Annotated in this window: 20 protein-coding genes and 1 pseudogene; 20 read left to right on the forward strand and 1 reads right to left on the reverse strand. The window is 67.5% G+C overall.

Features of this window, described 5'->3' with window-relative positions:
• Positions 1 to 167: 167 nt before the first annotated feature.
• From flhB to ABE483_RS04560, 20 genes and pseudogenes are all read left to right on the forward strand, one after another.
• Positions 168 to 1,298: a flagellar biosynthesis protein FlhB gene (flhB, locus tag ABE483_RS04465; protein ID WP_313218260.1), complete on the forward strand. Its 1,131-nt coding sequence runs from the start codon at positions 168 to 170 to the stop codon at positions 1,296 to 1,298.
• A gap of 17 nt (positions 1,299 to 1,315) precedes the next feature.
• On the forward strand, positions 1,316 to 3,397 hold the full coding sequence (flhA, locus tag ABE483_RS04470; protein WP_183073735.1) for a flagellar biosynthesis protein FlhA: 2,082 nt from the start codon (positions 1,316 to 1,318) through the stop codon (positions 3,395 to 3,397).
• Between the two features lie 149 nt (positions 3,398 to 3,546).
• Positions 3,547 to 5,193 carry a flagellar biosynthesis protein FlhF gene (gene flhF / locus ABE483_RS04475; protein WP_346481183.1) on the forward strand — a complete coding sequence of 549 codons (1,647 nt, stop codon included), beginning with the start codon at positions 3,547 to 3,549 and terminating at the stop codon, positions 5,191 to 5,193.
• Positions 5,180 to 6,067, forward strand: a complete 888-nt coding sequence (locus ABE483_RS04480) for a MinD/ParA family protein (protein WP_313211874.1) — start codon at positions 5,180 to 5,182, stop codon at positions 6,065 to 6,067. Before flhF ends, ABE483_RS04480 begins: the two co-directional genes overlap by 14 nt.
• Positions 6,064 to 6,810: an RNA polymerase sigma factor FliA gene (locus tag ABE483_RS04485; RefSeq protein WP_019182907.1), complete on the forward strand. Its 747-nt coding sequence runs from the start codon at positions 6,064 to 6,066 to the stop codon at positions 6,808 to 6,810. The genes ABE483_RS04480 and ABE483_RS04485 overlap by 4 nt, the downstream gene beginning before the upstream one ends.
• A gap of 16 nt (positions 6,811 to 6,826) precedes the next feature.
• A complete protein-coding gene (gene cheY / locus ABE483_RS04490) occupies positions 6,827 to 7,219 on the forward strand; it encodes a chemotaxis response regulator CheY (protein WP_019182908.1) in 393 nt (130 codons plus the stop codon).
• Entirely contained in the window at positions 7,219 to 7,833 is a 615-nt protein-coding gene (locus ABE483_RS04495) for a protein phosphatase CheZ (protein WP_088435045.1), read from the forward strand. Before cheY ends, ABE483_RS04495 begins: the two co-directional genes overlap by 1 nt.
• A 5-nt stretch (positions 7,834 to 7,838) precedes the next feature.
• Positions 7,839 to 9,662, forward strand: coding sequence for a chemotaxis protein CheA (locus ABE483_RS04500; protein WP_313211875.1), 1,824 nt, complete (start codon positions 7,839 to 7,841; stop codon positions 9,660 to 9,662).
• A gap of 114 nt (positions 9,663 to 9,776) precedes the next feature.
• The gene (locus ABE483_RS04505) at positions 9,777 to 10,517 is read left to right on the forward strand and encodes a flagellar motor protein (RefSeq protein WP_121036725.1); all 741 of its coding nucleotides are present in this window, start codon (positions 9,777 to 9,779) and stop codon (positions 10,515 to 10,517) included.
• A gap of 1 nt (position 10,518) precedes the next feature.
• Positions 10,519 to 11,364 (forward strand): annotated as a pseudogene (gene motD / locus ABE483_RS04510) (flagellar motor protein MotD); the annotation flags it as partial.
• 161 nt (positions 11,365 to 11,525) lie between these two features.
• On the forward strand, positions 11,526 to 12,308 hold the full coding sequence (locus tag ABE483_RS04515) for a ParA family protein (RefSeq protein WP_313211876.1): 783 nt from the start codon (positions 11,526 to 11,528) through the stop codon (positions 12,306 to 12,308).
• On the forward strand, positions 12,305 to 13,468 hold the full coding sequence (locus tag ABE483_RS04520; protein ID WP_346481184.1) for a chemotaxis protein CheW: 1,164 nt from the start codon (positions 12,305 to 12,307) through the stop codon (positions 13,466 to 13,468). The genes ABE483_RS04515 and ABE483_RS04520 overlap by 4 nt, the downstream gene beginning before the upstream one ends.
• Before the next feature lie 70 nt (positions 13,469 to 13,538).
• Entirely contained in the window at positions 13,539 to 13,847 is a 309-nt protein-coding gene (locus tag ABE483_RS04525) for an STAS domain-containing protein (protein ID WP_313211878.1), read from the forward strand.
• Positions 13,844 to 14,209 (forward strand): response regulator, encoded by a 366-nt coding sequence (locus ABE483_RS04530; RefSeq protein ID WP_088435039.1) that lies wholly within the window; start codon positions 13,844 to 13,846, stop codon positions 14,207 to 14,209. Before ABE483_RS04525 ends, ABE483_RS04530 begins: the two co-directional genes overlap by 4 nt.
• A gap of 45 nt (positions 14,210 to 14,254) precedes the next feature.
• Positions 14,255 to 16,231 (forward strand): chemotaxis protein CheA, encoded by a 1,977-nt coding sequence (locus ABE483_RS04535; protein WP_313211879.1) that lies wholly within the window; start codon positions 14,255 to 14,257, stop codon positions 16,229 to 16,231.
• Positions 16,232 to 16,617: 386 nt separating this feature from the next.
• The gene (locus ABE483_RS04540) at positions 16,618 to 18,861 is read left to right on the forward strand and encodes a methyl-accepting chemotaxis protein (protein WP_346481185.1); all 2,244 of its coding nucleotides are present in this window, start codon (positions 16,618 to 16,620) and stop codon (positions 18,859 to 18,861) included.
• A 182-nt stretch (positions 18,862 to 19,043) separates the two neighbouring features.
• Complete coding sequence (locus ABE483_RS04545) at positions 19,044 to 19,823, forward strand: flagellar regulator YcgR PilZN domain-containing protein (RefSeq protein ID WP_346481186.1); 780 nt, start codon at positions 19,044 to 19,046, stop codon at positions 19,821 to 19,823.
• A 182-nt stretch (positions 19,824 to 20,005) separates the two neighbouring features.
• A complete protein-coding gene (locus tag ABE483_RS04550; RefSeq protein ID WP_121036718.1) occupies positions 20,006 to 20,497 on the forward strand; it encodes a chemotaxis protein CheW in 492 nt (163 codons plus the stop codon).
• A 173-nt stretch (positions 20,498 to 20,670) separates the two neighbouring features.
• Entirely contained in the window at positions 20,671 to 21,054 is a 384-nt protein-coding gene (locus ABE483_RS04555; RefSeq protein WP_088435034.1) for a hypothetical protein, read from the forward strand.
• A 96-nt stretch (positions 21,055 to 21,150) separates the two neighbouring features.
• Complete coding sequence (locus ABE483_RS04560) at positions 21,151 to 23,511, forward strand: methyl-accepting chemotaxis protein (RefSeq protein ID WP_313211888.1); 2,361 nt, start codon at positions 21,151 to 21,153, stop codon at positions 23,509 to 23,511.
• On the opposite strand, the gene ABE483_RS04565 is transcribed toward ABE483_RS04560, so the two are convergent.
• Positions 23,508 to 23,678: a hypothetical protein gene (locus tag ABE483_RS04565; RefSeq protein WP_313211890.1), complete on the reverse strand. Its 171-nt coding sequence runs from the start codon at positions 23,676 to 23,678 to the stop codon at positions 23,508 to 23,510. The two genes, ABE483_RS04560 and ABE483_RS04565, sit on opposite strands and share 4 nt — an antisense overlap.
• Positions 23,679 to 23,716 lie beyond the last annotated feature (38 nt).

A 23,716-nucleotide genomic window follows, 5' to 3' on the forward strand; every position in this document is an offset into this window, starting at 1 on the left:
CGCCGCGTCTGAGGGGGGCGCGCCGGGGGGGCCCCCTCATGCCCGCCCCCCCGCCTCCACCCGGGGCGGCCCGGCGCCGGGCACTACCTTGGCTCGCGGCTCGCGGCTCGCGGCTCACGGAACGGTTCTTGCACGGACCCGGGTATCTCCTCCCGTGTCGTGCCCTGATGTCCGAAAACGAACAAGCCGGCGAAAAGACCGAATTACCGACCGAAAAACGCCTGCGCGATGCCCGGGAACAGGGCAACATCCCGCGCTCGCGGGAGCTGGCGACGGCGGCCGTGTTCGGTGCCGGCGTACTGGCGTTGATGGCGTTCTCCGGCACCATCGCCCGCAACGCCAAGAGCTGGATGCAGTTCGCGCTCAGCCCCGAGCCGGGCCTGCGCCTGCACCCACAGGCGCTGTTCGGCCACTTCGGCGAATTGATGCTGCGCTTGATGCTGGCCATGTGGCCGCTGCTCGTGATCTGTCTGCTGGCCTGTTTCCTGTCGCCGGTGGCGATGGGCGGGCTGCGCTGGTCGAACAAATCGCTGATGCCCGATTTCAAACGGCTCAGCCCGATGGCCGGCATGAAGCGCCTGTACGGGCCTGAAGCGATTGCCGAGTTCACCAAGTCGCTGCTGCGCATCGCCTTCGTCGGCACCGCGGCGGGGCTGGTGGTGTGGCACGGCACCCGCTCGCTGCGCGACCTGCTCAACCAGCCCCTGGAAGCGGCGATGGTGCATGGCCTGGGCTTCACCCTGAAGCTGATGCTGGCCACCGGCGGCGCGATGATGCTGCTGGCTGCCATCGATGCGCCGTACCAGCGCTGGAACTGGATGCGCAAGCTGAAGATGACCCGTGAAGAGCTGCGCCGGGAGATGAAGGAAAGCGAAGGCAGCCCCGAGGTCAAGGGCCGCATCCGCCAGCTGCAGCAGCAGATGTCCAACCGCCGGATGATGGAGGCGGTGCCCACCGCCGATGTCGTGGTGGTCAATCCCACCCATTACGCGGTCGCCCTGAAGTACGACGGCGGAAAGATGGGGGCGCCCACCGTGGTCGCCCTGGGCGTGGATGAAACCGCCCTGCGCATCCGTGAAGTGGCCGACGGCAACAAGGTCGCCATCGTCTCCGCCCCGCCTTTGGCACGCGCCTTGTATCGGGAAGGTCAACTTGGAAAGGAAATTCCCGTGAGACTGTATTCGGCCGTGGCCCAGGTGCTCTCCTACGTCTACCAGCTGCGCAGCTGGGGGACCGGCCCGATGCCGGCGGCACCGAGCATCGATATCGATGAATTCGGCAAGGGAGGCCGCCCATGAGCGCGCAACCTGCCGGGATGAACGTGCGCCGCGCGCTGGACATGATCCGCCACGGCCTGGGGGCCCCGCTGATCGTGCTGGCCCTGCTGGCCATGGTGGTGGTGCCGCTGGCGCCGCCGGTGCTCGATGCACTGTTCACCTTCAACATCGCCATCTCGCTGATGGTGCTGCTGGCGGTGGTCTACGTGAAGCGCCCGCTGGATTTCACCATCTTCCCGATCGTGCTGCTGGTCACCACGATGCTGCGGCTGGCATTGAACGTGGCCTCCACCCGCGTGATCCTGCTCAACGGCCAGAACGGCCACGAAGCGGCCGGCAAGGTGATCGCCTCCTTCGGTGAGTTCGTGATCGGCGGCAACTACGCGGTCGGCATCGTGGTGTTCGCGATCCTGACCATCATCAACTTCGTGGTGATCACCAAGGGTGCCGGGCGCGTCTCCGAAGTGACCGCACGCTTCATCCTCGATGCCATGCCCGGCAAGCAGATGGCGATCGACGCCGATCTCAACGCCGGTTTGCTGACGCGTGAAGAGGCCAAGGCCCGTCGTGAGGAGGTCCGCGAGGAAGCCGACTTCTACGGCGCGATGGACGGTGCCAGCAAGTTCATCCGCGGCGATGCGATCGCCGGCATCCTGATCCTGTTCATCAACCTCGTCGGTGGCCTGGCGGTCGGCGTGCTCCAGCACGGCATGCCGTTTGGGGATGCCGCCGCGACCTACACCCTGCTCTCCATCGGTGACGGCCTGGTCGCCCAGCTCCCGGCGCTGCTGGTGTCCTCGGCGGTCGCCATGCTGGTCACCCGCGCCTCGCGCTCGCAGGACATGGCCCAGGCCATGATGGGCCAGGTGTTCGGCCAGTACCGCGCGCTGACCATCGCCGCCGCGATTCTGGCGGTGGTAGGCCTGGTGCCGGGCATGCCCAACGTCGCCTTCTTGACGCTGGCCGCGATCCTCTTCTTCATCGCGTGGAAGGCCTGGAAGAAGAGCACGGCCGAAGCCCGCGCCGCCGAATCTCCCGCCGCCAACCGTCCCGATACCCTCGGCCTGCCCGGTGCCGCGCCCTCGCCGACCGCCGAGCTGACCTGGGATGAACTGCGCCCGGTCGATCCGCTCGGCCTGGAAGTCGGCTACCGGTTGATCCCGTTGGTGGACAAGAACCAGGGCGGCGAGCTGATGGCGCGGATCAAGGGGGTGCGCCGCAAGCTCACCCACGACATCGGCTTCCTGATTCCCTCCGTCCATATCCGCGACAACCTGGAACTGCCGGCAACCGCGTATCGCCTGTTGATCCACGGCGTGCCGGTGGCCACCGCCGAGATCCACCCCGACCGTGAACTCGCGTTGGACCCGGGCAGCGCGCTGGGCACGCTGGAAGGCATCGCCGGCAAGGATCCCGCCTTCGGCCTGGATGCGACCTGGATCCAGCCGCACCAGCGCGCCAATGCCGAATCGATGGGCTACACCGTGGTCGACCCGGCCACCGTGGTCGCCACCCATCTGTCGCACCTGATCCGTGAGCACGCCCCGGAACTGCTTGGCCATGAAGAAGTGCAGCAGCTGCTGGCCAACCTGGCCAAGAGCGCGCCGAAGCTGGTCGAAGATCTGACGCCCAAGTCGCTGCCGCTGTCGGCCGTGGTGCGCGTGCTGCAGAACCTGCTGATCGAGCGCATTCCGATCCGCCAGCTGCGCAAGATCGTCGAATCGCTGGTGGAAAGCGCGCCGACCAGCCAGGACCCGGCCGTGCTCACCGCTGCCGTGCGCAACGCGCTGGGCCGTTTCATCGTGCAGGAGATCGCCGGGATGTCGCCGGAGCTGCCGGTCTTCACCCTCAACCCGCAACTGGAACGGGTCTTGCAGGAGTCCACGCAGGGCAACGGCGCCGCGCTGGAACCCGGACTCGCCGAGCGACTGCATCAAAGCCTGGCCGAATGTGTCGGCAAGCAGGAAGCGAAGAACGAGCCGGCGGTCGTGCTGGTGCCTGGCCCGGTTCGTGCCGCGCTGGCACGGCTGGTACGCCACAGCGTCCCCTCGCTGTCCGTGCTGGCCTACAGCGAGGTGCCCGAGGACAAACGGTTGAAGCTGGTCGGCACGATCAGTTGAGCCGGACACCCAACGGCACCGCGACAGAAAACAGACACCTCATTCGATTTCACCGCAGCAGGAAATAAAGGGACTCCCTGACCGTGCAGACCACCGACAACCAGCGTTTCCCTTCCACCACTCCGCCGCCCCAGTCCCGGTATCACAGCATGAAAATCAAACGCTTCGTCGCCTCCGATATGCGCTCGGCCATGAACCTGGTGCGCAAGGAACACGGTCCGGACGCAGTGATCCTGTCCAACCGCCGGATCGAGGAAGGTGTCGAAATCGTGGCGGCGGCCAACTACGACGAAAGCGCCGTGCAGCGTGCGCTGGAAGCGGCCCGCAAGGACGTCGCGCCGCCGGCACCGCGCCCGCGCAGCGCCGCCGATGCCGTGATTGCCGCCGTGACCCGCCGCAAGGCCCCGGTCGCCACGCCCGAACCGGTGGCCGCGACCACCTCGGCCGTGGCCGCACTGGCCCGCGCCGCCGTCGGCGCGACCGGTCGCACGCTGGATACCGCCAACGAAATCGTGCCGCCGCCGGGCAGCGACGGTTTCGCTGCCACCCTGGCCCGCGCCAGCGTCAGTCCTGCCGTCAATGAACCGTCGCTGCCGGAGCAGATCTTCGCGCCGTTCAATGTCGAGCAGGCCGCGGCCGCCTCGCCTGCCGCACCGGTGGATGCCGTCGCCGCGCCGGCCCCGATCAACCGCGCCCGCTTCGTGATCGATCCGCCGTTGGAGGAGACGGACGAGACCGTACCGCAGGGCGCCGCCGTGCCGGTGCCGGTCGTCGCTGCTGCCCTGCCGCCGGCACTCCCGCTGCCGATCGCCGAGACCGTCATCGCCGCCGCCAATGAACCGGCACCGGTCGTGGCCAGCGTGCCGGAACTGACGGTCATCCAGCGCGACGACGAAGAAATCCGCCAGCTGCGCCATGAAGTGGCCGGGATGCGCCATGTCATCGAGCGTGAGATGCACCGGTTCACCGATGAGCGCCTGCGCGGCTCGCCGGTCCGCGCCGCCGCGCTGGACCTGATGGACGAGTACGGCTTCGACGCCGGCATCAGCCGCGACGTGGCCATGCAGATTCCGCTGGATACCGAGGCCCACCGTGGCCGCGGCCTGATGCTCGGCCTGCTCTCCAAGAAGCTGCCGATCGCCCCGGTCGACCCGCTTGAAGCCGGCGGCGTGATCGCCCTGGTCGGCCCGACCGGCGCCGGCAAGACCACCACCATCGCCAAGCTGGCCTCGCGCTTCGCCGAGGCGCATGCCGCCCGCGACGTGGCCCTGGTCACCACCGATACCGGCCGCATCGGCGCCCGCGAGCAGCTGTACGGCTTCGGCCGCCAGCTCGGCATCGCCGTCCACGAGGCCAGCAGCGGCAGTGATCTGAACCAGCTGCTGGAGCGCCTGAAGGACTACAAGCTGGTCCTGATCGACACCGCTGGCCTGGGCCCGCGCGACCGCGCCCTGGCCGCCCAGCTGCAGTGGCTGCGCGCCGCCGAGCAGATCCGCACCCTGCTGGTGCTGCCGGCCAACACCAGCTTCGGCGACATGGACGAGGTGGTGCGCCGCTTCAGCGCCGCCAACCCGCAGGGCGTGGTGTTGAGCAAGCTGGACGAAACCGGCCGCTTCGGTACCGCCCTTTCGGTGGCCGTGGATCACCGCCTGCCGATCACCTGGGTCACCGATGGCCAGGACGTTCCTGAAGACCTGCACCGTGCCAGTGCGGCCAATCTTGTACTTCGCCTTGAAGATTTGCGCCGCGCGGCCGATATGCCCTGCAACCCGGAGTTGAACCATGCCGTCGCGTGAGTATGCCAAGCTGACCAAGACCTTCCCGTTGTCGGCTACCCGAAGCCAGCCGCTGGGCCCGGTCCGCACCATCGCCGTCACCGGCGGCAAGGGCGGCGTGGGCAAAACGAACGTTTCGGCCAATCTGGCCGTGGCGCTGGCAGATATGGGCAAGCGCACGCTGCTGCTGGACGCCGACCTCGGCCTGGCCAACATCGATGTGATCCTCGGCCTGCAGCCGAAGGTGACCCTGGCCGACCTCGTTGCCGGGCGCTGCACGCTGGAAGAAGTGATCATCGAAGGCCCCGGCGGCGTGCTGGTGGTCCCGGCCGCCTCCGGCCGTCGCCACATGGCCGAGCTGCAGCCGGCCGAGCACGTCGGCCTGGTCAACGTCTTCTCCGAGCTCGAGCGCGAGCTGGACATCATGATCGTGGATACCGCCGCCGGCATCACCGATGGCGTGCTGACCTTCTGCCAGGCCGCACAGGACACCGTGGTGGTGGTCTGCGATGAGCCGGCGTCGATCACCGACGCCTACGCGCTGATCAAGGTGCTCTCGCGCGAGCGCGGCGTGGACCGCATCCAGGTGGTGGCCAACATGGTCCGCGACCCGAACGAAGGCCGCGTGCTGTACGAAAAGCTGAGCCGCGTCTGCGAGAAGTTCCTCGCCGATGTCTCGCTGAACTACCTGGGCTGCGTGCCGCAGGATGACTGGCTGCGCCTGTCGGTGCAGCGCCAGCAGCCGGTGGTGAAGGCCTACCCGTCCAGCCCGGCCGCCCTGGCGCTGACCGAGATCGCGCGCCGCACTGCCCGCTGGCAGGCCCCGACCGAGCCGCGTGGCGGCGTCGAGTTCTTCCTGGAACGCATCCTCAAGCAACGCGGGGTGACGGTATGAAGGGCGCAGCACAATACAAAGAGGTCCAGCGCACCGCGGCCAACGAGTGCATTGCCCAGCACTCGGATCTGGTCCGCCGCATCGCCCACCATCTGGCGGCACGTCTGCCAGCCAGCGTGGAGGTCGACGACCTGATCCAGGCCGGCATGATGGGCCTGATCGAGGCCTCGCGCAGCTACGACGCCGACCAGGGCGCCTCGTTCGAAACCTACGCCTCGATCCGCATCCGCGGTTCGATGATCGACGAGATCCGCCGTGGCGACTGGGTGCCGCGCTCGGTGCACCGCCGCGCCCGCGATGCCGCCGCGACCATCCGTCGCCTGGAGCAGAGCACCGGTCGTGCCGCCAGCGCCACCGAAGTGGCCGCCGCGATGGACATGCCGCTGCCCGATTACCTGCGCCTGATGGAAGACGCATCACGGGGCCAGGTGCTGAGCCTGGAATCGCGGATCGAGGACCAGGGTGAACTGGACACCGTCGCCCAGGGCGGCCCGACCCCGCAGCAGGTGCTGGAACGCGGTGAGTTCGGGCGTGAGCTGGGCAACGCGATCGGCCTGTTGCCCGAGCGCGAACAGCTGGTGCTGTCGCTGTACTACGAGCAGGAACTGAACCTGAAAGAGATCGGCGCCGTGTTGGGTGTCAGCGAATCGCGCGTGTGCCAGATCCATGGCCAGGCCGTGCTGCGCCTGCGGGGCCGGCTGAAGATCTTCGAGGCGGCAGACGCCGGCCTCGAGAACCATTGAAATCGAGGAAAGTGCTTTGAACAAGAACATGCGTATCCTGATCGTCGACGACTTCTCGACCATGCGTCGTATCGTCAAGAACCTGCTGGGCGATCTGGGCTTCACCAATACGGCCGAAGCCGAGGACGGGCATGCGGCGCTGGCGATGTTGCAGAGCCAGCCGTTCGATTTCGTGGTCACCGACTGGAACATGCCGGTGATGACCGGCATCGACCTGCTCAAGGCGGTGCGTGCCGACGCCAAACTCAAGACGCTGCCGGTGCTGATGGTGACCGCCGAAGCCAAGCGCGAGCAGATCATCGAAGCGGCCCAGGCCGGCGTGAACGGCTACATCATCAAGCCGTTCACCGCCCAGACCCTGGAAGAAAAGCTCGGCAAGATCTTCGAACGCCTGGCGGCGAGCGCCTGATGGACACCCTGAGCGACAAATCCGCGCTGGTGCAGCGCCTGCAGGACGCCCTGGCCGCGCTGGAAAGCGGTGACGAAGCCGGTTGGCGCCGGGAAATCGACGCCCTCGCCGCGCTGCGCACGCAGCCGATGATGGCCGGCCTGAACCGCCTGGCCCGCGAGCTTGGCCAGGCCCTGGGCGAACTGCCCAGCCTGCCCAGCGAAGCCGGCGAGCTGGATGATGCCTGCGCGCGCCTGGACCACGTGGTGGCGATGACCGAACAGGCCACCCACCGCACCCTGGACCTGGCCGAGGAATGTCGCTCGCTCACCGAACAGCTGCGCGCCAATGGGCTGACGCCCGACCAGGGCCAGCAGCTGGACCGGATCCGCCACAACCTCACCGAAATCGCGCTGACCCAGAGCTACCAGGACCTGACCGGGCAGATCATCCGCCGCGTGGTCGGGATCGTGCGTCGCGTGCATGAGGGCTTCGGTGCGCTGGGCCTGCCCCCGCAGGAAGACGACAAGAAGCGCGACACCAACGGCCTGGCCGGCCCGGCCGTGAATGGCCTGGATCGCCACGCGGTGTCACAGAACGACGCCGACGACCTGCTCTCGGACCTGGGACTGTAACGCTCATGAGTGCTGTGCCAGACGATATCGCTGCCGACTTCATCCTCGAGGCCCAGGAAATCCTGGATCGCCTCGGCGAACAGCTGGTGTCGCTGGAGCAGGCGCCCCAGGATGCCGACCAGCTCAACGCCGTGTTCCGTGGCTTCCACACGCTCAAGGGCGGTGCCGGCTTCCTCGGCATCCAGGCGATGGTCGAACTGTGCCACGCCGCCGAGGAAACCCTTGGCATGGCCCGCTCGGGCCAGGCCACGCTGCAGGCCCACCACTTCGATGCAGCCCAGCAATCGCTGGATTACCTGCAGTCGATGCTGGATTCGGTCTCGGCCGGGACCGAGCCGGGCTATGCCCCGCCGGAGCTGATCGCCCAGTTCGACGTCAACGGGCCGGCCTCGCCGGCGCCTGCGGCCACCGCCACGGCCAGCAGCGGCGGCGAGATGATCACCGATGATGAGTTCGAGGCGCTGCTCGACCAGTTGCACGGCGGCGCCGCACCGACCGCCATCGCGGCCCCGAAAAAAGATGACGGCCTGATCGGCGAGGACGAGTTCGAAGCCCTGCTGGACCAGCTGCACGGTGGCGCCGTTCCTGGTGCCAAGGCCGTTGCCGCCGCGCCGGTGGCTGCACCGCGCGCCGTGGCTGCGCCGGCCGCGCCGAGCGCCAAGCCGGCCCCGGCCAAGCCGCTCGCCGAAGCCGAACACACCGTGCGCGTGGATACCAAGCGCCTGGATGCGATCGTCAACCTGATCGGCGAGCTGGTGCTCTCCCGCAACCGGCTCAAGACCCTGCGTGCGCGCCTGCACGATGAAGAACTGGACCGCGCGGTCTCCACGCTGGACATCGCCACCGCGCGCCTGCAGTCGGCGGTCATGCGCACCCGCATGCAGCCGGTCGGCAAGGTGTTCTCGCGCTTCCCCAAGGTGGCACGCGATGTCGCGCGGTCGCTGAAGAAGGAGGTCGAGCTTGAGCTGATCGGCGCGGAAACCGAGCTGGACCGCAACCTGGTCGAAGCGCTGGCCGATCCGCTGGTCCATCTGGTCCGCAACGCGATCGACCACGGCGTGGAAATGCCGGACCTGCGCGAGGCCCAGGGCAAGCCACGCAGTGGCCACGTGCGCCTGTCGGCCCAGCAGGAAGGCGACTACGTCAGCATCGAAGTGCAGGACGACGGCGCGGGTATCGACCCGGAACGCCTGCGTCAGAAAGCACGCGAGAAGGGCTTGATCGATCCGGAGGCCGCCGCCCGCCTGAGCAGCGAGGAATGCCTGCACCTGGTGTTCCTGCCCGGCTTCTCGACCAAGCAGCAGGTCACCGACATCTCCGGCCGCGGCGTGGGCATGGACGTGGTCCAGTCCCGCATCCGCGAGCTCAGCGGCCAGATCCAGATCCAGTCCGAGCTGGGCCGCGGCAGCCGCTTCATGATCCGCGTGCCGCTGACCCTGGCGATCCTGCCGACCCTGCTGGTGCAGGCCGGCGAAGACGTCTACGCCCTGCCCCTGGCCCGCGTGATGGAGGTGCTGCACGCCCCCAACACGTCCCTGGGCTGGTTCGACGGCCGCGCCGTGCTGGACCGCAAATCGCACACGCTGGCCCTGGTGGATCTGCGTCACTGGCTGGATGTGGAGCCGATGCCGTCCTCGCTGCTGACCATCGTGGTGCTGCAGGCCGGTGAAGCCCGCTTCGGCCTGGTGGTCGACCAGGTCCGCGGCCGCGAGGAAGTGGTGATCAAGCCGCTGCCCAAGGCCCTGCGCGGCCTGCGTGGCTATGCCGGCGCCACCCTCATCGGTGACGGCCGCATGTCGCTGATCCTCGACGTAGACGGCCTCCGCTGACGCCGGTAGAGCCGACCGTTGGTCGGCTGCTTTACCCCCAAAAAACTGTGACCGCCGCCCCACCGGATTCCTTCGGCATCTCAAGTCCCATTCACACAAGCCGATAACGGACCCATGGACAGACTCAGCCTCATTGGACTTTTCCTCGCGTTGGCCTCACTGGTCGGCGGCAGCATCCTCAAGGGGGCTGGTCTGGCGTCGCTGTGGTCGCCGGCGGCCTTCGTGATCGTCATCGTCGGCACCATCGCCTCGATCCTGCTGCACACCTCGCCGGCCGTGTTCAAGCACGCCTTCAAGATCGTGAAGTGGGTGATCCTGCCGCCGAGCAGCGACCGCCGCCACCTGATCCAGCAGATCGTGGAGTGGAGCAACATCGCCCGCCGCCAGGGCCTGCTCGGTCTGGAAGCGCAGGTCGACGCCCAGGACGATCCGTTCCTGCGCAAGGGGCTGCAGCTGCTGGTGGACGGCGTGGAGCCGGAAACCATCCGGCACATGATGGAGATCGAGCTGAGCAGCCAGGAGAGCCAGGACCTGGCCGCCTCCAAGGTGTTCGAGGGCATGGGCATCTATGCGCCGACGCTGGGCATCATCGGCGCGGTGCTCGGCCTGATCGCGGTGATGAAGAATCTTGCCGATCCGAGCAAGCTCGGCCACGGCATCGCGGCGGCGTTCACCGCCACCATCTACGGCATCGCCTCGGCCAACCTGCTGTTCCTGCCGGTCTCGGCCAAGCTCAAGAGCGTGATCCACCACAACAGCCGCGACCGCGAGATGATCATCGAGGGCCTGATCTCGATCGCCCAGGGTGAGAACCCGCGCAACATCGAAACCAACCTGTCCGGGTTCCTGCACTGACATGGCCCGCCGCAAGCACCACGAAGAACATGCCAACCATGAGGCCTGGGCGATCCCTTACGCCGACCTCATGACGCTGCTGCTCGCCTTCTTCGTGGTGATGTACGCCATCTCCTCGCTCAACGAGGGCAAGTACCGGATCATGGCTGACGCGCTGACCACCGCCTTTGGTGGCGCGCCGCGCACCATCAACCCGGTGCAGGTCGGCAACCAGCAGGTCCAGGGCGGCGGCTGGGACAGCCCCTCGGTGATCAGGGCCGGGACCAAGATCGGCCCCTCCGCCCCCGCCCCCAGCAACGACCCGACCCTGCTGCCGGCGATGGCCTCGCAGATGCGCATGCCGGTCTCGATCCGCAACCAGGCACAGCTGCAGCGAGCCGAGCGCCAGCTCAACGGCATCGCCGACAAGCTCACCGCCACGCTGGCGCCGCTGATCGAACGCGGCATGATCACCGTGCGCCGCACCGAGCTGTGGATCGAAGTGGAGATCAACAGCGACATCCTGTTCCCGACCGGCTCGGCCACGCTGGATGTGCACGCGCGCGACACCCTCTCCAAACTGGCCGAAGTGCTGCGCGATGCGCCCAATGGCGTGCGCGTGGAAGGCCACACCGACAACATCCCGATCGCCACCTCGCTGTTCCCCTCCAACTGGGAGCTGTCGGCCGGGCGTGCGGCCAGCGTGGTGCATCTGTTCGCTGATCAGGGCCTGCAGCCGGCACGGCTGGCGATGGTCGGCTACGGCCAGTTCCGCCCCCGCGAAGACAATGCCAGCGCCGAAGGCCGCAACCGCAACCGGCGGGTGATGGTGATCATCCTGGCCGACACCGCGCAGAGCATCGATCCGATCACCGACCGGCTCAGCGCCGATGCCGAGGCGGCCGATGCCACCCAGGCAACCGCCGCCGGCACCCCTGTTACCCCCATCGCACCGGTGCAGTTGCCACCGGTGCCGGCCGGCAGCCGCGTTGGCGCCGCCGTTCCGCCCGCAATGAAGGAGTGAACCGCATGCGTATCTGGGCTGTTGCCAATCAGAAGGGCGGCGTGGGCAAGACCACCACGACGCTTGCGCTCGGCCGCGGTCTGGCCACGCAGGGCCACCGCGTACTGTTGATCGATCTGGATCCGCATTCGTCGCTGACCCGCGCCTTCGGCGTGCCGCTGGATCCGCCGCCGCAGGGCGTGCTGGAACTGTTCGCCGCACCACCGGCCGAGCTCTCCACCCTCGCCCACCGCAGCGACATCCCGGGCCTGGACTACGTCTGCGCGCAGGCCGCGCTGGCCACGCTGGAGCGCCGCAGCGCGAACCAGCCTGGCCTCGGCCTGGCCCTGCAGAATGCATTGGGCCGCCATCAGGGCCAGCACGATTACATCCTGCTCGATTGCGCCCCCACCCTGGGCCTGTTGATGATCAACGCACTGGCTGCGGCCGACCGCCTGATCATCCCGACCCAGGCCGAGCCGCTGGCCCTGCACGGCCTGGATGGCATGGTCCGCACCGGCGAAATGGTCGAGCGCTCGCGCCGCCGCCCGCTGCCGATGTCGATCCTGCCGACCCTGTTCGACCGCCGCACGCGCGCCGGCAACGAAACCGTCAAGCTGATGCAGGACAAGCACGGCCACCGCGTCTGGGAAGACGCGATCCCGGTCGACACCCGTATCTGCAACGCCGCCAGCCTTACCGTGCCGCCGCAATCGGAGGATTACCCCGGGCGTGGCCTGGCCGCCTATCGCCGCGCCCTGGAATGGATCCTGGCCGACGACGCGCAGCAGATGGAGCGCGCGGCATGAACACCGCGGGGGTCCTCGACGACTACCTGGAGCAGCTGCTCGGCGACGCGATGCCGGCGCCGGCAGAGGCGCCGGTGTCCGTCGCGGGGGTCGAGGTTGACGCGCTCGCCGCAGTCGACGCAGTCGAAGCAGTCCAAGCCGAGTCTGCCACCGGCAACGCGGGCGTCGCCGAACTAGCCGCGGCGGCTGAAGCGAGTGCCGTCGCGCCAGGCTTCGACGACCTGCTGGATGAACTGCGCAACGATCCGCTGCTGAGCGGCGCGATGACGCTCCCCACGGAGGTGCAGGCGCTGGACGCCGCGCCTGTGCAGGCTGCCCTCGCGGCGCCTGCGCCAGGCTTCGACGACCTGCTCGATGAGCTGCGCAACGACCCCCTCCTCAGCGGCGCGATGCCCGCGCCCGTGGACGAATCCCGCCCAAGCTGGGACGACCTGCCAGCCGAGGTCGTCTACGAAACCGATTCCGTGGATGCAGGCACCGACGCGCCTGCGACGGCACCCTCGCCGGCGGTGGCGCCCGCCCCGGCACCGGTCGCCGCGCTGCCAACCGCCCGCGCACCGATCGCCCGGCCGATGCCTTCCATGACGCCGATGCCGCCGATGCCGCCGATGCCGGCCGCTACCAGCGTCCGCGCCGGTACCCCGTCACTGGCGCAGAGTCGCCCTGGCAGCTGGGAGGAACTACAACGCCAGGCACGCGACCCGGCCTCCAGCCCGCGCGAGAGCCGCCGCGCCAGCGAGCGCACCTCGCGCTGGCTGCGCCTGCGCTGCGGCGCCCAGGCCTACGCACTGGAGCTGCTCAAGGTCCAGGAAGTGGTCCTGCCGGTGCCGTTGCTGCCGCTGCGCGGCACCTCGCCGGCAATGCTGGGCATCATGAACCTGCGCGGCCAGGTGGTGCCGGTGATGGACCTGGGGATCCACCTGGGCAGCAGCGCGGCCGGCAACGACGCCAATACCCGCATCGTGGTGCTGGAAGAGAACGGCGAGACGATGGGGCTGCGCGTTTCGGCCGTGGAGGATGTCGCCAACCTCACCGATTCGCAGATCGAGCCCCCCGATACCGCCCGCATCTGCCAGATCTCCAACGACCTCTTCCGCGGCGTGGCCCGCGGCGGCGCCCAGCCGATGATCCTGCTGGATGCAACCCAGCTGCTGAACTGACCGCCGCAACGGCTAAAGCTTCCCGGGTTATTGCCGTTATAGACCTCGGAACCGTTTGTCCGGAGCAATGATGAGCACAGTGGCCCTGGGTGATGATCTCGGTATCGAGACCAGCACCGAGCTGAAAACACGTTTGGCCCCCCTGGTGGATCAGGCCGGCGATCTGATGCTGGATGCCAGCCAGGTCGGCCGTATCCATACCGCCTCGGTGCAGGTGCTGTGCGCATTCGTCGAGGCCCGCCGCAAGGCCGGGCATCCCACCGGATTCCACGGTTGCACCGCAACCTTCCGTGATGCCGCGCGCCTGCTCGGCGTCACCCAGGCCCTCGGCCTGGATGCACCCCATGACAACCTGAAATCTGTGGAGAACGCTGCATGAGCGCACGTATCTTGGTGGTGGACGATTCGGCGTCGATGCGCCAGATGGTCTCTTTCGCCCTCACCTCGGCCGGCTTTTCCGTCGAGGAAGCCGAAGACGGCGCGGTCGCCCTCGGTCGTGCCAAGGGCCAACGCTTCAACGCGGTGGTCACCGACGTCAACATGCCCAACATGGATGGCATCGCGCTGATCCGTGAGCTGCGCCAGCTGCCGGACTACAAGTTCACCCCGATGCTGATGCTGACCACCGAATCGGCCGCGGACAAGAAGTCCGAAGGCAAGGCCGCCGGCGCGACCGGCTGGCTGGTCAAGCCGTTCAACCCGGAACAGCTGGTCGCCACCGTCCAGAAAGTCCTGGGCTGATCCCGCTTCACCCTTCCCTCCCCTCGCAACTGGACACCCCGCACCATGAGCATGGATCTGCAACGTTTCCACGCCACCTTCTTCGAAGAAAGCCGCGAGGGGCTGGATGCGATGGAAGCTGGCCTGCTGGCGCTCGAATCGGGGCAGCAGGACCCGGAGATCATCAACTCGGTGTTCCGCGCCGCGCACTCGATCAAGGGCGGCGCCGGCACCTTCGGCTTCGATGCGATCGCCGCGCTGACCCACGTGCTGGAAACGCTGCTGGACGAACTGCGCGCCGGCAAGCGGGCGCTGGAGCCGGCCGCGGTTGATGCGATGCTGGCGTCGGTGGACGTGCTGCGCGCGCTGCTGCGCGAAGCCGAACACGGCCAGGCTGCAGATCCGCAGGCGGTCGCCGAGGTCAAGGCGCGCCTGGAAGCGGTGCTGTCCGGCCACGCCGCCGCGGCGGCACCGGTCGCGGCCGCCAAGGTCGATGACACCCCGGAGGCGTGGCAGATCGGTTTCGTGCCGGCGCCATCGCTGTTCATGAGCGGCAACGACCCACTGCGCATCATCCGCGAGCTCGAGCACCTGGGCTCGCTGCAGGTCGCCGCACGTCTGGATCGCCTGCCCGGTTTCGACCAGCTTGATCCGCTCGAAGCTCACCTGGCATGGGACCTCGGCCTGGTCGGCAAGGTACCGCGCAGCAAGATCGAAGATACCTTCGCCTGGGTCGTGGACGACTGCGAACTGGACATCCGTCCGGCCGCACCGCCGAGCCTGGCCACCAGCGCGCCGGTCGAGGCCAAACCCGCCGTCGTCGCCCCTGCGGCACCGGCGGCGGCCGCACCGCCTGCCGCCGCCGCTCATGAAGCCGAGACCTCGATCCGCGTCAGCGTGGATAAAGTCGACGCGCTGATCAATCTGGTCGGCGAACTGGTCATCACCCAGGCCATGCTCAAGCAGGTCTCGCACGCGCTGGATCCGGCGCAGGCCGAGCAGCTGCTGACCGGCCTGGATCTGCTGGAACGCAATACCCGCGATCTGCAGGAAGCGGTCATCGGCGTGCGCATGCTGCCGGTGGACGCGGTGTTCCGCCGCTTCCCGCGCCTGGTCCGCGATCTGTCCTCGCGCCTGGGCAAGCACGTGCGCCTGCGCACCATCGGCGAAGGCACCGAACTGGACAAGGGCCTGATCGAGAAGATCGCCGATCCGCTCGTGCACCTGGTCCGCAACTCGATCGACCATGGTCTGGAAATGCCGGACGTGCGTCGCGAGGCGGGCAAGGACGAAACCGGTACGATCACCTTGGCGGCCTCGCACCAGGGCGGCCACATCGTGATCGAAGTCAGCGATGACGGCCGCGGCCTGAACCGCGACAAGATCCTGTCCAAGGCACTCGAACGCGGCCTGAGCGTGCCGGACAACCCCACCGACGCGCAGGTCTGGGATCTCATCTTCCAGCCCGGCTTCTCCACCGCCGATGCCGTCACGGATCTGTCCGGTCGTGGCGTCGGCATGGATGTGGTCCGCCGCAACATCCAGGCGCTGGGTGGCGAAGTACAGCTGGAAAGCCAGGCCGGCAACGGCACCCGCGTGCTGATCCGCCTGCCGTTGACATTGGCGATCCTGGATGGCATGACCGTTTCGGTCGCCGGCGAAACGTTGATCCTGCCCCTGGCCTATGTGCTCGAAGCCCTGCAGCCGCAGGCCGACGATGTGCGCACCATGGCTGGCGAAGGCCGGGTGCTGCGGGTGCGCGGCGAGTATCTGCCGATCCTCTCGCTCAGCGAGTACTACGGCTACGGTGGCCGTGCCATGGACGATCCGCTGGTGGTGGTCGTTGAAGGCGATGGCCAGAAGATCGCGCTGGAAGTGGACGAACTGGTCGGCCAGCAGCAGGTCGTGGTCAAGAACATCGAGAACAATTACCGCCGTATCAGCGGGGTTTCCGGTGCGACCATTCTCGGCGACGGCCGGGTTGCCCTCATCGTGGACATCGGCGGCCTGGTGCGTTCGCTCAAGGTGCCACAGGCCGCATAACGCGGCTCCATCATGCTGTCCCCCACGCCGCCGCTCCCCCGGAGCGGCGGCGTTGTTTCGTGGGCGTGCGTGGGTGTTGATCAGGGCGCATCGAACTGTGAACTCCGTCAGCGCGCAAGGCGGCGAGCACCCCCTCCCACCGTCCGCGTGCGTACGGAAGAAACCGCTCAACCCCTTGCAACAGCAAGCATCGCCGCCCATCGCGCCGTGATGGCGAATGTGAAAAAAATGTGACGCGGCACTATCAAGTTGCGGTCGATCAGCGCCGCTATCCGAAGTAGCGACCACGGCAACCGTCGCGCTCCTCCGCTCCACTCTCTCCCATCCCGCTGATTCCGCCCAGCACCCCACGGCTGTGCGTCACTGCCCTGCCCGGAGTTTCAATCATGAAGTGGTTCCACGACCTGCCCATCGCCCGCAAGCTGGCGGTAGGCTTCACGCTCACCACGTTGATGACGCTGGCCCTGGGCAGCTTCGCCCTGGTCCGCCTGGGCGAGGCCAACGCCCAGCTGCGCGCGATGAGCACCAACGACATTCCCTCGGTCCAGCACCTGGGCGAAGTGCGCGCGCAGCTCGGCGAGTTCCGCACTTACGAAATGGCCCAGCTGACCGTGCTGGACAAGCCGGAGTCGGTCGCCGACTACGACAAGCGCATGGCCGACACCGGCAAGATCGTCAACGCCGAGCTGGCCGCCTACGCGCTGCTGCCGGCCGGCGACAAGGAACGTCAGTTGTACGACGTGGTGGCCGCGCGCACTGCCGACTACTTCAAGGCCAACGGCCAGATCAAGGACGCCATCGCCGCCGGCGACGGCGTCACTGCCCAGCAGATCTCCGATGAACAGTCGCGCCCGGCACGCCGCGCGCTGTTCGCCGCACTCAAGGACCTGGGCGAGTTCAGCAACGGCGTGATGGCCAGCCGCATCGAAAGCGCCAACGCCACGCACCAGAACAGCGTCTACGCGATCATCGGCTGCATCGTGCTGCTGTCGCTGCTGGCTGCCGTGATGGGCGTCGTGATCTCGCGCGCCATCACCCGCCCGCTTGGCCAGGCCGTGCACGCCATCCAGTCGGTCGCCCGTGGCGATCTGTCGGTCAACATCCAGGCCACCAGCAAGGATGAAGCCGGCAAGATGCTGACCGCCACCCGCGACATGACCGTGATGCTGCGCCGCTTCTCCGAGCAGACCCAGCAGATGGTGGAAATGCACGCCGGTCCGGACATCAGCCACCGCATTCCGGAAGATTTCCCGGGCGTGTATGGCCAGCTGGCCGTCGGCATCAACACGGTGATCTTCGAGCACCTGGATTCGATCAAAGACGCGATCAACGTCCTGAACCAGTACGCCGCCGGCGATCTCTCGCCGAACGCCCGCCGCCTCCCCGGCACCCGCGCGATCCTGCACGAATCGATGGATGCGGCCAAGGCGAGCCTGCTGGCGATCAACACGCAGATCCAGTCGCTGGCCCAGGCCGCCGCCGCCGGTGACTTCACCCAGCGTGGCGATGCGACACGCTTCGACCACGACTTCCGGGTCATGATCGAGCACCTCAACACGATGATGCAGGTCGCCGACGGCAATCTGTCCCAGCTCTCGCACCTGCTGCAGTCCATCGCCAACGGCGATCTCACCGCGCGCATGCAGGGCCAGTTCCACGGGGTGTTCGCCTCGATGCGCGACGATGCCAACACCACCGTCGCCCAGCTGACCCAGATCGTCGGCCGCATCCAGCAGGCGTCCTCCAGCATCAGCACCGCCGCCGGCGAGATCGCTTCGGGCAACAACGATCTGTCGCGTCGTACCGAGCAGCAGGCCGCCAATCTGGAAGAGACCGCCGCCTCGATGGAGGAACTGACCTCCACCGTGCGCCAGAACGCCGAACACGCCCGCCAGGCCAACCAGCTGGCCATCGGCGCCCACTCGGTCGCCTCGCAGGGCGGTGATGTGGTGGGCCGCGTGGTCAGCACCATGCACGAGATCGACGCATCCTCGCGCCGCATCGCCGACATCATCACCGTGATCGACGGCATCGCTTTCCAGACCAACATCCTGGCGCTGAACGCCGCGGTGGAAGCCGCCCGCGCCGGCGAGCAGGGTCGCGGCTTCGCGGTCGTCGCCTCTGAAGTGCGCACCCTGGCCCAGCGCTCGGCCGGCGCGGCCAAGGAGATCAAGGGCTTGATCGATGCGTCGGTCGGCAAAGTTGCCGAAGGCTCGCAGCTGGTCAACCAGGCCGGTGCCACCATGGGCGAGATCGTGGCCTCGGTGCAGCGCGTGACCGACATCATGGCCGAGATCTCCGCCGCCTCGCAGGAGCAGTCCGCCGGTATCGAGCAGGTCAACCAGACCGTGGTGCAGATGGATGAGACCACCCAGCAGAACGCCGCGCTGGTGGAAGAAGCCACCGCCGCCGCCCGTGCCATGGAAGAACAGGCCGGCCATCTGACCGATGCGGTCGCGCTGTTCAAGCTGGAGGGCCAGGCGCACGCGGCACCGGCAGCCGTGCTCCGCGCACCCGCCCTGCCGCGCGCGGCGGCACCGGCCAAGCCGCGCAGCGTGGCGGCCGCGCCCCGCCGTGTCATGAGTCGTGAACCGGCCCTGGCCAACGATACCGAGTGGCAGGAATTCTGATCGCGTTCGACACGTGATCGGTCGACCTTCGACACCCCGCTCCGGCGGGGTGTCGTCGTTTCGCCGGTGCCATGCCACGCCACCGCGGCACAATTCCCCTACATAAATGTGAACTGCTGCCGATAAACGGACTGAGCCCCGGCATCTCCGCACGCCGGCACCCGCCCAACCCAGTAGATTCCATGTCCGAAGGCAGCCTCGACGCACACGACCGTCCCCATGGCATCCACGACGATGCCACGGATGACAGGTACCTGGTCCGCAACCCCCGACAGATCCGGCAGTTGCTGCAGGCGCTGATCGACCAGCGTTCGTTGATCAACGCCCATCTGGGCGGCCGCGATCAATCCTTCCCCACCGCGGTGCTGGAACTGGACGAAGACGACGATTGGCTGCTCCTGGACGGCAGCCCGTCCGAGCCCTCCAACCGCGCCGCCGAAGACGCCGGCCACCTGCTGTGCTTCGCCCAGCTGGACCGGGTGATGGTGCGCTTCCGCCTGGATGGCCTGCAACGCGTGCGCAACGAAGGCCATGTTGCCTTCCGCGTGCCTTTCCCCGACGAGCTGGTGCACCTGCAGCGCCGCGAACTGTACCGGCTGGAAACGCCGATCACCGATTCGCCCCACCTGCAGTTCCCGATCAACGAAGACCGCGGTGAGGTGCTGCAGCTGCGCGTGGTCGACATCAGCGGCGGCGGTCTGGCCGTCACGGTACCGGTGGACTGCAACGTATTTTCCCTGCAGAAACGCTACGCCGCCCAGCTCGATCTCCCCGATGGCAGCCCGCTGCACGTCTCGCTGATCGTCTGCAACCAGTTGGCGGTCAAGCTGCCCAACGGTGTCGAGATGAAGCGCATCGGCATGCGCTTCGACAACCTCCCGCGCGGTGGCGACAGCGCGATCCAGCGCTACATCTTCCGTATCGACCGGCAGCGCAGTGCGAGGAAGAACGGGGAGAGTTGATGGCTGCTTCAACTGCGTGGCTCAGTTGATGCGTGGTTGGGTCAGCGCGCCGCCCCATGGACAGTTGGCTGGGCCCGAGTTGAAGGCAGGGTGGGTGTGGGAGCTAAAGTCGCCCCCGAGCAGGCCGATATCCAGCGTGACCCCCGGTTATTCGACCGCCACGCCCGACCCAGGACCCCTCGATGAACGACAAGAACACCAACGCCGCCAGCGACGGCGGCGAATACCTCAGCTTCACCCTCGGCGCCGAGCACTACGGCGTGGACATCCTCAAAGTCCAGGAAATCCGCGGCTACGACTCCGTCACCCGCGTCCCCGATGCCCCGGATTACATCAAAGGCGTCATCAACCTGCGCGGCACCATCGTCCCCGTCATCGACCTGCGCCTCAAACTGCGCCTGGAAAATGCCACCTACGACGCCTTCACCGTCATGATCGTCCTCAACGTCGAAGACCGCGTCGTCGGCATCGTCGTTGACAGCGTCTCCGACGTCATCCCGTTGGCTGCCGACCAGATCCGCCCGACGCCCGAGTTCGGCGCCGCCGTCGATACCCGCTTCATCTCCGGCATCGGCACCCAGGACGATCGGATGCTGATCCTGCTGGATATCGAAACCCTGCTCGACAGCGCCGACATGGGCCAGGCCCCGGTCATCGACGACGTCGCCGCCTGAGACATCCGTCACAGAAAAACGGCCGTCACGCCGCTGTCGCCACCGGCAACGGCCACCGTCGAAAAAATTGCTTCAGTTCCCCGCTGACCGGCCGATAGCTGGTTTCAGAACCCGGCTGCACTGGATCGCCCATGGCCGGGCCACCTTGCCCATATCCCCGGAGAATTTTCCCGATGAAGTCCCTGCTTGCCCTGTTCTCGGTCGCCGTGATCGCCTCTTCCGCCTCTACTGCATTCGCCCAGTCCGGTGAAATGATTCCGCCGGAAATGGCCCCGCGCTCGGTCGGCAAGGACGGCATGGTCTGCGGCAAGGTCGAGAAGGCCCGCTACGCCGAAGGCTCTGAAGGTCAGCCGACCTTCCTGTACATGGGCGGCGCGTTCCCGCGCCACACCTTCTCGGCCCGCATCGCCGGCGCCAACCGCGACAAGTTCAGCTTCCCGCTGGAATCGCTGGAAGGCAAGACCGTCTGCGTCATCGGCAAGATCGCCCGCGATGCATCGCGCGCTGAAATCGAAGTCAGCTCGCCGGCCGGCCTCAAGCTCGCCAACATCAAGTAATTGCCCGTACGCCCTGCCACGCCGGCCCAGGCCGGCGTGGTCGCTGCAACCGGCCCCGACGGCCGGACGCGTTTGCCACTGGAGACCGCACCTGCCATGCCGTGGATCAACAACCTCAAACTGATGCCCAAGTTGATGCTGACTTTCGGCGTCCTCCTGCTGGTGATGCTGCTGCAGGGCATCGTGGCCTATCGTGGCCTGCACTCACTCAACAACGTCACCACTGAACTGGCTGGCCCCCGGATGGACAGCATCCGCATGGCCGGCGAACTGCGTGGCATGGTCGGCGAGTACCGCAACTCCGCTTACCAGGGCCTCATCCGCGCCAGCGATGACGTCAAGGCCGAAGCCAAGTCCCGCGCGGCGGAGCTTCGCACCCAGATCGACGCCTCGATCAAAAAATACCCCGCGCTGATCGACAATCCCCAGCAGAAGAAGCTGTTTGACACCTTCGCCAAGGATTGGACCGACTCGCTGGCGTCCTACGACGCCGTCACCGAAATGCTCGAGCTGGACCTGCCCGACGATGCCGTGGACACCTTCGTTGGTGAAACCCGCGCCAAGCATCGCAAGGCCTCGGCCGCGCTCGAAGCCCTGATCGCCGAGGACAACCGTCTCTCGCGCGCCTCGCGCGAAGAAGCCGAATCCACCTACGCCGCCTCGGCCATGCTGACCGTCATCACCCTGCTCGGCGGCGCCGCCCTGGGCCTGGTGCTGGTGTATCTGTTTGCCCGTTCGCTGGTGGGCAGCATGCGCGGCGCCGTCTCGGTCGCCAACGATGTCGCCAGCGGCAAGCTGGACGGCCATATCGATGTCAGCCGCAAGGATGAAGTCGGCGATCTGCTGCAGGCCATGCAGCGCATGCAGCGTGATCTGCGCGAGCGTACCGAAACCGACCAGGCCATTGCCCGCGAGAACCTGCGCATCCGTACCGCGCTGGATTACAGCTCCACCGGCGTCTACCTGACCGATGCGCAGCACACCATCGTGTACAGCAACCGCGCCCTGCAGCAGACCCTGAGCCAGTACGAAGCCGACATTCGCAAGGACCTGCCGGACTTCGACGCCGCCGCCTCGCTGATCGGCAAGTCGGCCGCCGCGCTGGAGCACGGCAGCGAAATGGATCCCAAGACCCTGGCCCAGCTGCAGCAGCACGGCGTCAGCCGCCGCCCGATGCAGTTCGGCGAGGCCCAGTTCGCCCAGGTCATCTCCTCGATCGCCAACGAACAGGGTGAGACCGTCGGCCACGTCATCGAATGGCGCGACCGCACCCCGGAAGCCCTGGTGGAAGCCGAAGTGGCCCGCGTGATCGCCCAGGCCGCGGCCGGCGATCTCTCCGGCCGCATCGACAGCGATGGCAAGGAAGGCTTCTTCCTGCAGCTGGCCCAGCAGCTCAACGGCCTGCTGGATGCCAACTCGGCCAGCATCGAACAGGTCTCCAACCTGCTGGCCGCGCTGTCCCAGGGCGACCTGACCGTGCGCATGCACGGCGACTTCCAGGGCGTGTTCGCCCGGATGCGCGACGACGCCAACGCCACCGCCGAGCAGCTCAGCGGCATCGTCACCCGGATCAAGCACTCCAGCCAGCAGATCAACTCGGCCGCCAGCGAGATCGCCACCGGCAACAGCGACCTGTCGCGCCGTACCGAACAGCAGGCCGCCAACCTGGAAGAAACCGCGGCCTCGATGGAGGAACTGACCTCCACCGTGCGCCAGAACGCCGAGCATGCCCGCCAGGCCAACCAGCTCGCCATCGGCGCGCACACCGTCGCCTCGCAGGGGGGGGATGTGGTCGGCCAGGTCGTCACGACCATGAGCGCGATCCAGACCTCGTCCAAGAAGATCGCCGAGATCATCTCGGTCATCGACGGCATCGCCTTCCAGACCAATATCCTCGCGTTGAACGCGGCCGTCGAAGCGGCGCGTGCCGGTGAACAGGGTCGTGGCTTCGCGGTCGTGGCCTCCGAAGTACGCACCCTGGCCCAGCGTTCGGCCGGCGCGGCCAAGGAGATCAAGGGCCTGATCGACGACTCCGTCGGCAAGGTCAATGATGGCTCGGCGCTGGTGCAGAAGGCGGGCGCCACCATGGGCGAGATCGTGGCCTCGGTGCAGCGCGTGACCGACATCATGGCCGAGATCTCCGCCGCCTCGCAGGAGCAGTCCGCCGGCATCGAGCAGGTCAACCAGACCGTGGTGCAGATGGACGAGACCACCCAGCAGAACGCCGCGCTGGTGGAAGAAGCCACCGCCGCCGCCCGTGCCATGGAAGAGCAGGCCGGCCATCTGACCGATGCCGTGTCGATCTTCAAGCTCGATGAGCAGGACATCGCGCCCGCCCCGGCCGTGGTCGCACCGCCGCGTGCCGCCCGCGCGCCGCTGGCGCAGGCGGCAGTGCGTCGCCCGGCCTCGCGCCCGGTGGCCACCGAACTGGCCGACGGCGACTGGCAGGAGTTCTAAGCCGCCCTGCGGCGTGCTGTGAATGACAGGCCCCGGTGCTTCGGCACCGGGGTTTTTTGTTGTCCGGCTGAATGGCCGATGGGCAACGCACTCAATACTCGCCGGATCCGGCCGATAACAGCATTGCCCGACACTTCGTCGCGGCCAGCCAGGATGGTGATCGCCACCGCGTGCTCCTGGCATCGCCACGTGCTTTTGCCCGCTC

Source organism: Stenotrophomonas sp. TWI602 (genome assembly GCF_039674045.1).
Taxonomy (GTDB): domain Bacteria; phylum Pseudomonadota; class Gammaproteobacteria; order Xanthomonadales; family Xanthomonadaceae; genus Stenotrophomonas.

Coding starts and splice junctions, on each gene's coding strand:
- ABE483_RS04505 (WP_121036725.1), top strand. CDS start 9,777: ATGGACAGACTCAGCCTCATTGGACTTTTCCTCGCGTTGGCCTCACTG.
- flhA (WP_183073735.1), top strand. CDS start 1,316: ATGAACGTGCGCCGCGCGCTGGACATGATCCGCCACGGCCTGGGGGCC.
- ABE483_RS04495 (WP_088435045.1), top strand. CDS start 7,219: ATGGACACCCTGAGCGACAAATCCGCGCTGGTGCAGCGCCTGCAGGAC.
- ABE483_RS04500 (WP_313211875.1), top strand. CDS start 7,839: ATGAGTGCTGTGCCAGACGATATCGCTGCCGACTTCATCCTCGAGGCC.
- flhF (WP_346481183.1), top strand. CDS start 3,547: ATGAAAATCAAACGCTTCGTCGCCTCCGATATGCGCTCGGCCATGAAC.
- ABE483_RS04545 (WP_346481186.1), top strand. CDS start 19,044: ATGTCCGAAGGCAGCCTCGACGCACACGACCGTCCCCATGGCATCCAC.
- ABE483_RS04550 (WP_121036718.1), top strand. CDS start 20,006: ATGAACGACAAGAACACCAACGCCGCCAGCGACGGCGGCGAATACCTC.
- ABE483_RS04520 (WP_346481184.1), top strand. CDS start 12,305: ATGAACACCGCGGGGGTCCTCGACGACTACCTGGAGCAGCTGCTCGGC.
- ABE483_RS04530 (WP_088435039.1), top strand. CDS start 13,844: ATGAGCGCACGTATCTTGGTGGTGGACGATTCGGCGTCGATGCGCCAG.
- ABE483_RS04555 (WP_088435034.1), top strand. CDS start 20,671: ATGAAGTCCCTGCTTGCCCTGTTCTCGGTCGCCGTGATCGCCTCTTCC.
- ABE483_RS04525 (WP_313211878.1), top strand. CDS start 13,539: ATGAGCACAGTGGCCCTGGGTGATGATCTCGGTATCGAGACCAGCACC.
- ABE483_RS04560 (WP_313211888.1), top strand. CDS start 21,151: ATGCCGTGGATCAACAACCTCAAACTGATGCCCAAGTTGATGCTGACT.
- ABE483_RS04480 (WP_313211874.1), top strand. CDS start 5,180: ATGCCGTCGCGTGAGTATGCCAAGCTGACCAAGACCTTCCCGTTGTCG.
- ABE483_RS04535 (WP_313211879.1), top strand. CDS start 14,255: ATGAGCATGGATCTGCAACGTTTCCACGCCACCTTCTTCGAAGAAAGC.
- ABE483_RS04515 (WP_313211876.1), top strand. CDS start 11,526: ATGCGTATCTGGGCTGTTGCCAATCAGAAGGGCGGCGTGGGCAAGACC.
- ABE483_RS04485 (WP_019182907.1), top strand. CDS start 6,064: ATGAAGGGCGCAGCACAATACAAAGAGGTCCAGCGCACCGCGGCCAAC.
- flhB (WP_313218260.1), top strand. CDS start 168: ATGTCCGAAAACGAACAAGCCGGCGAAAAGACCGAATTACCGACCGAA.
- ABE483_RS04540 (WP_346481185.1), top strand. CDS start 16,618: ATGAAGTGGTTCCACGACCTGCCCATCGCCCGCAAGCTGGCGGTAGGC.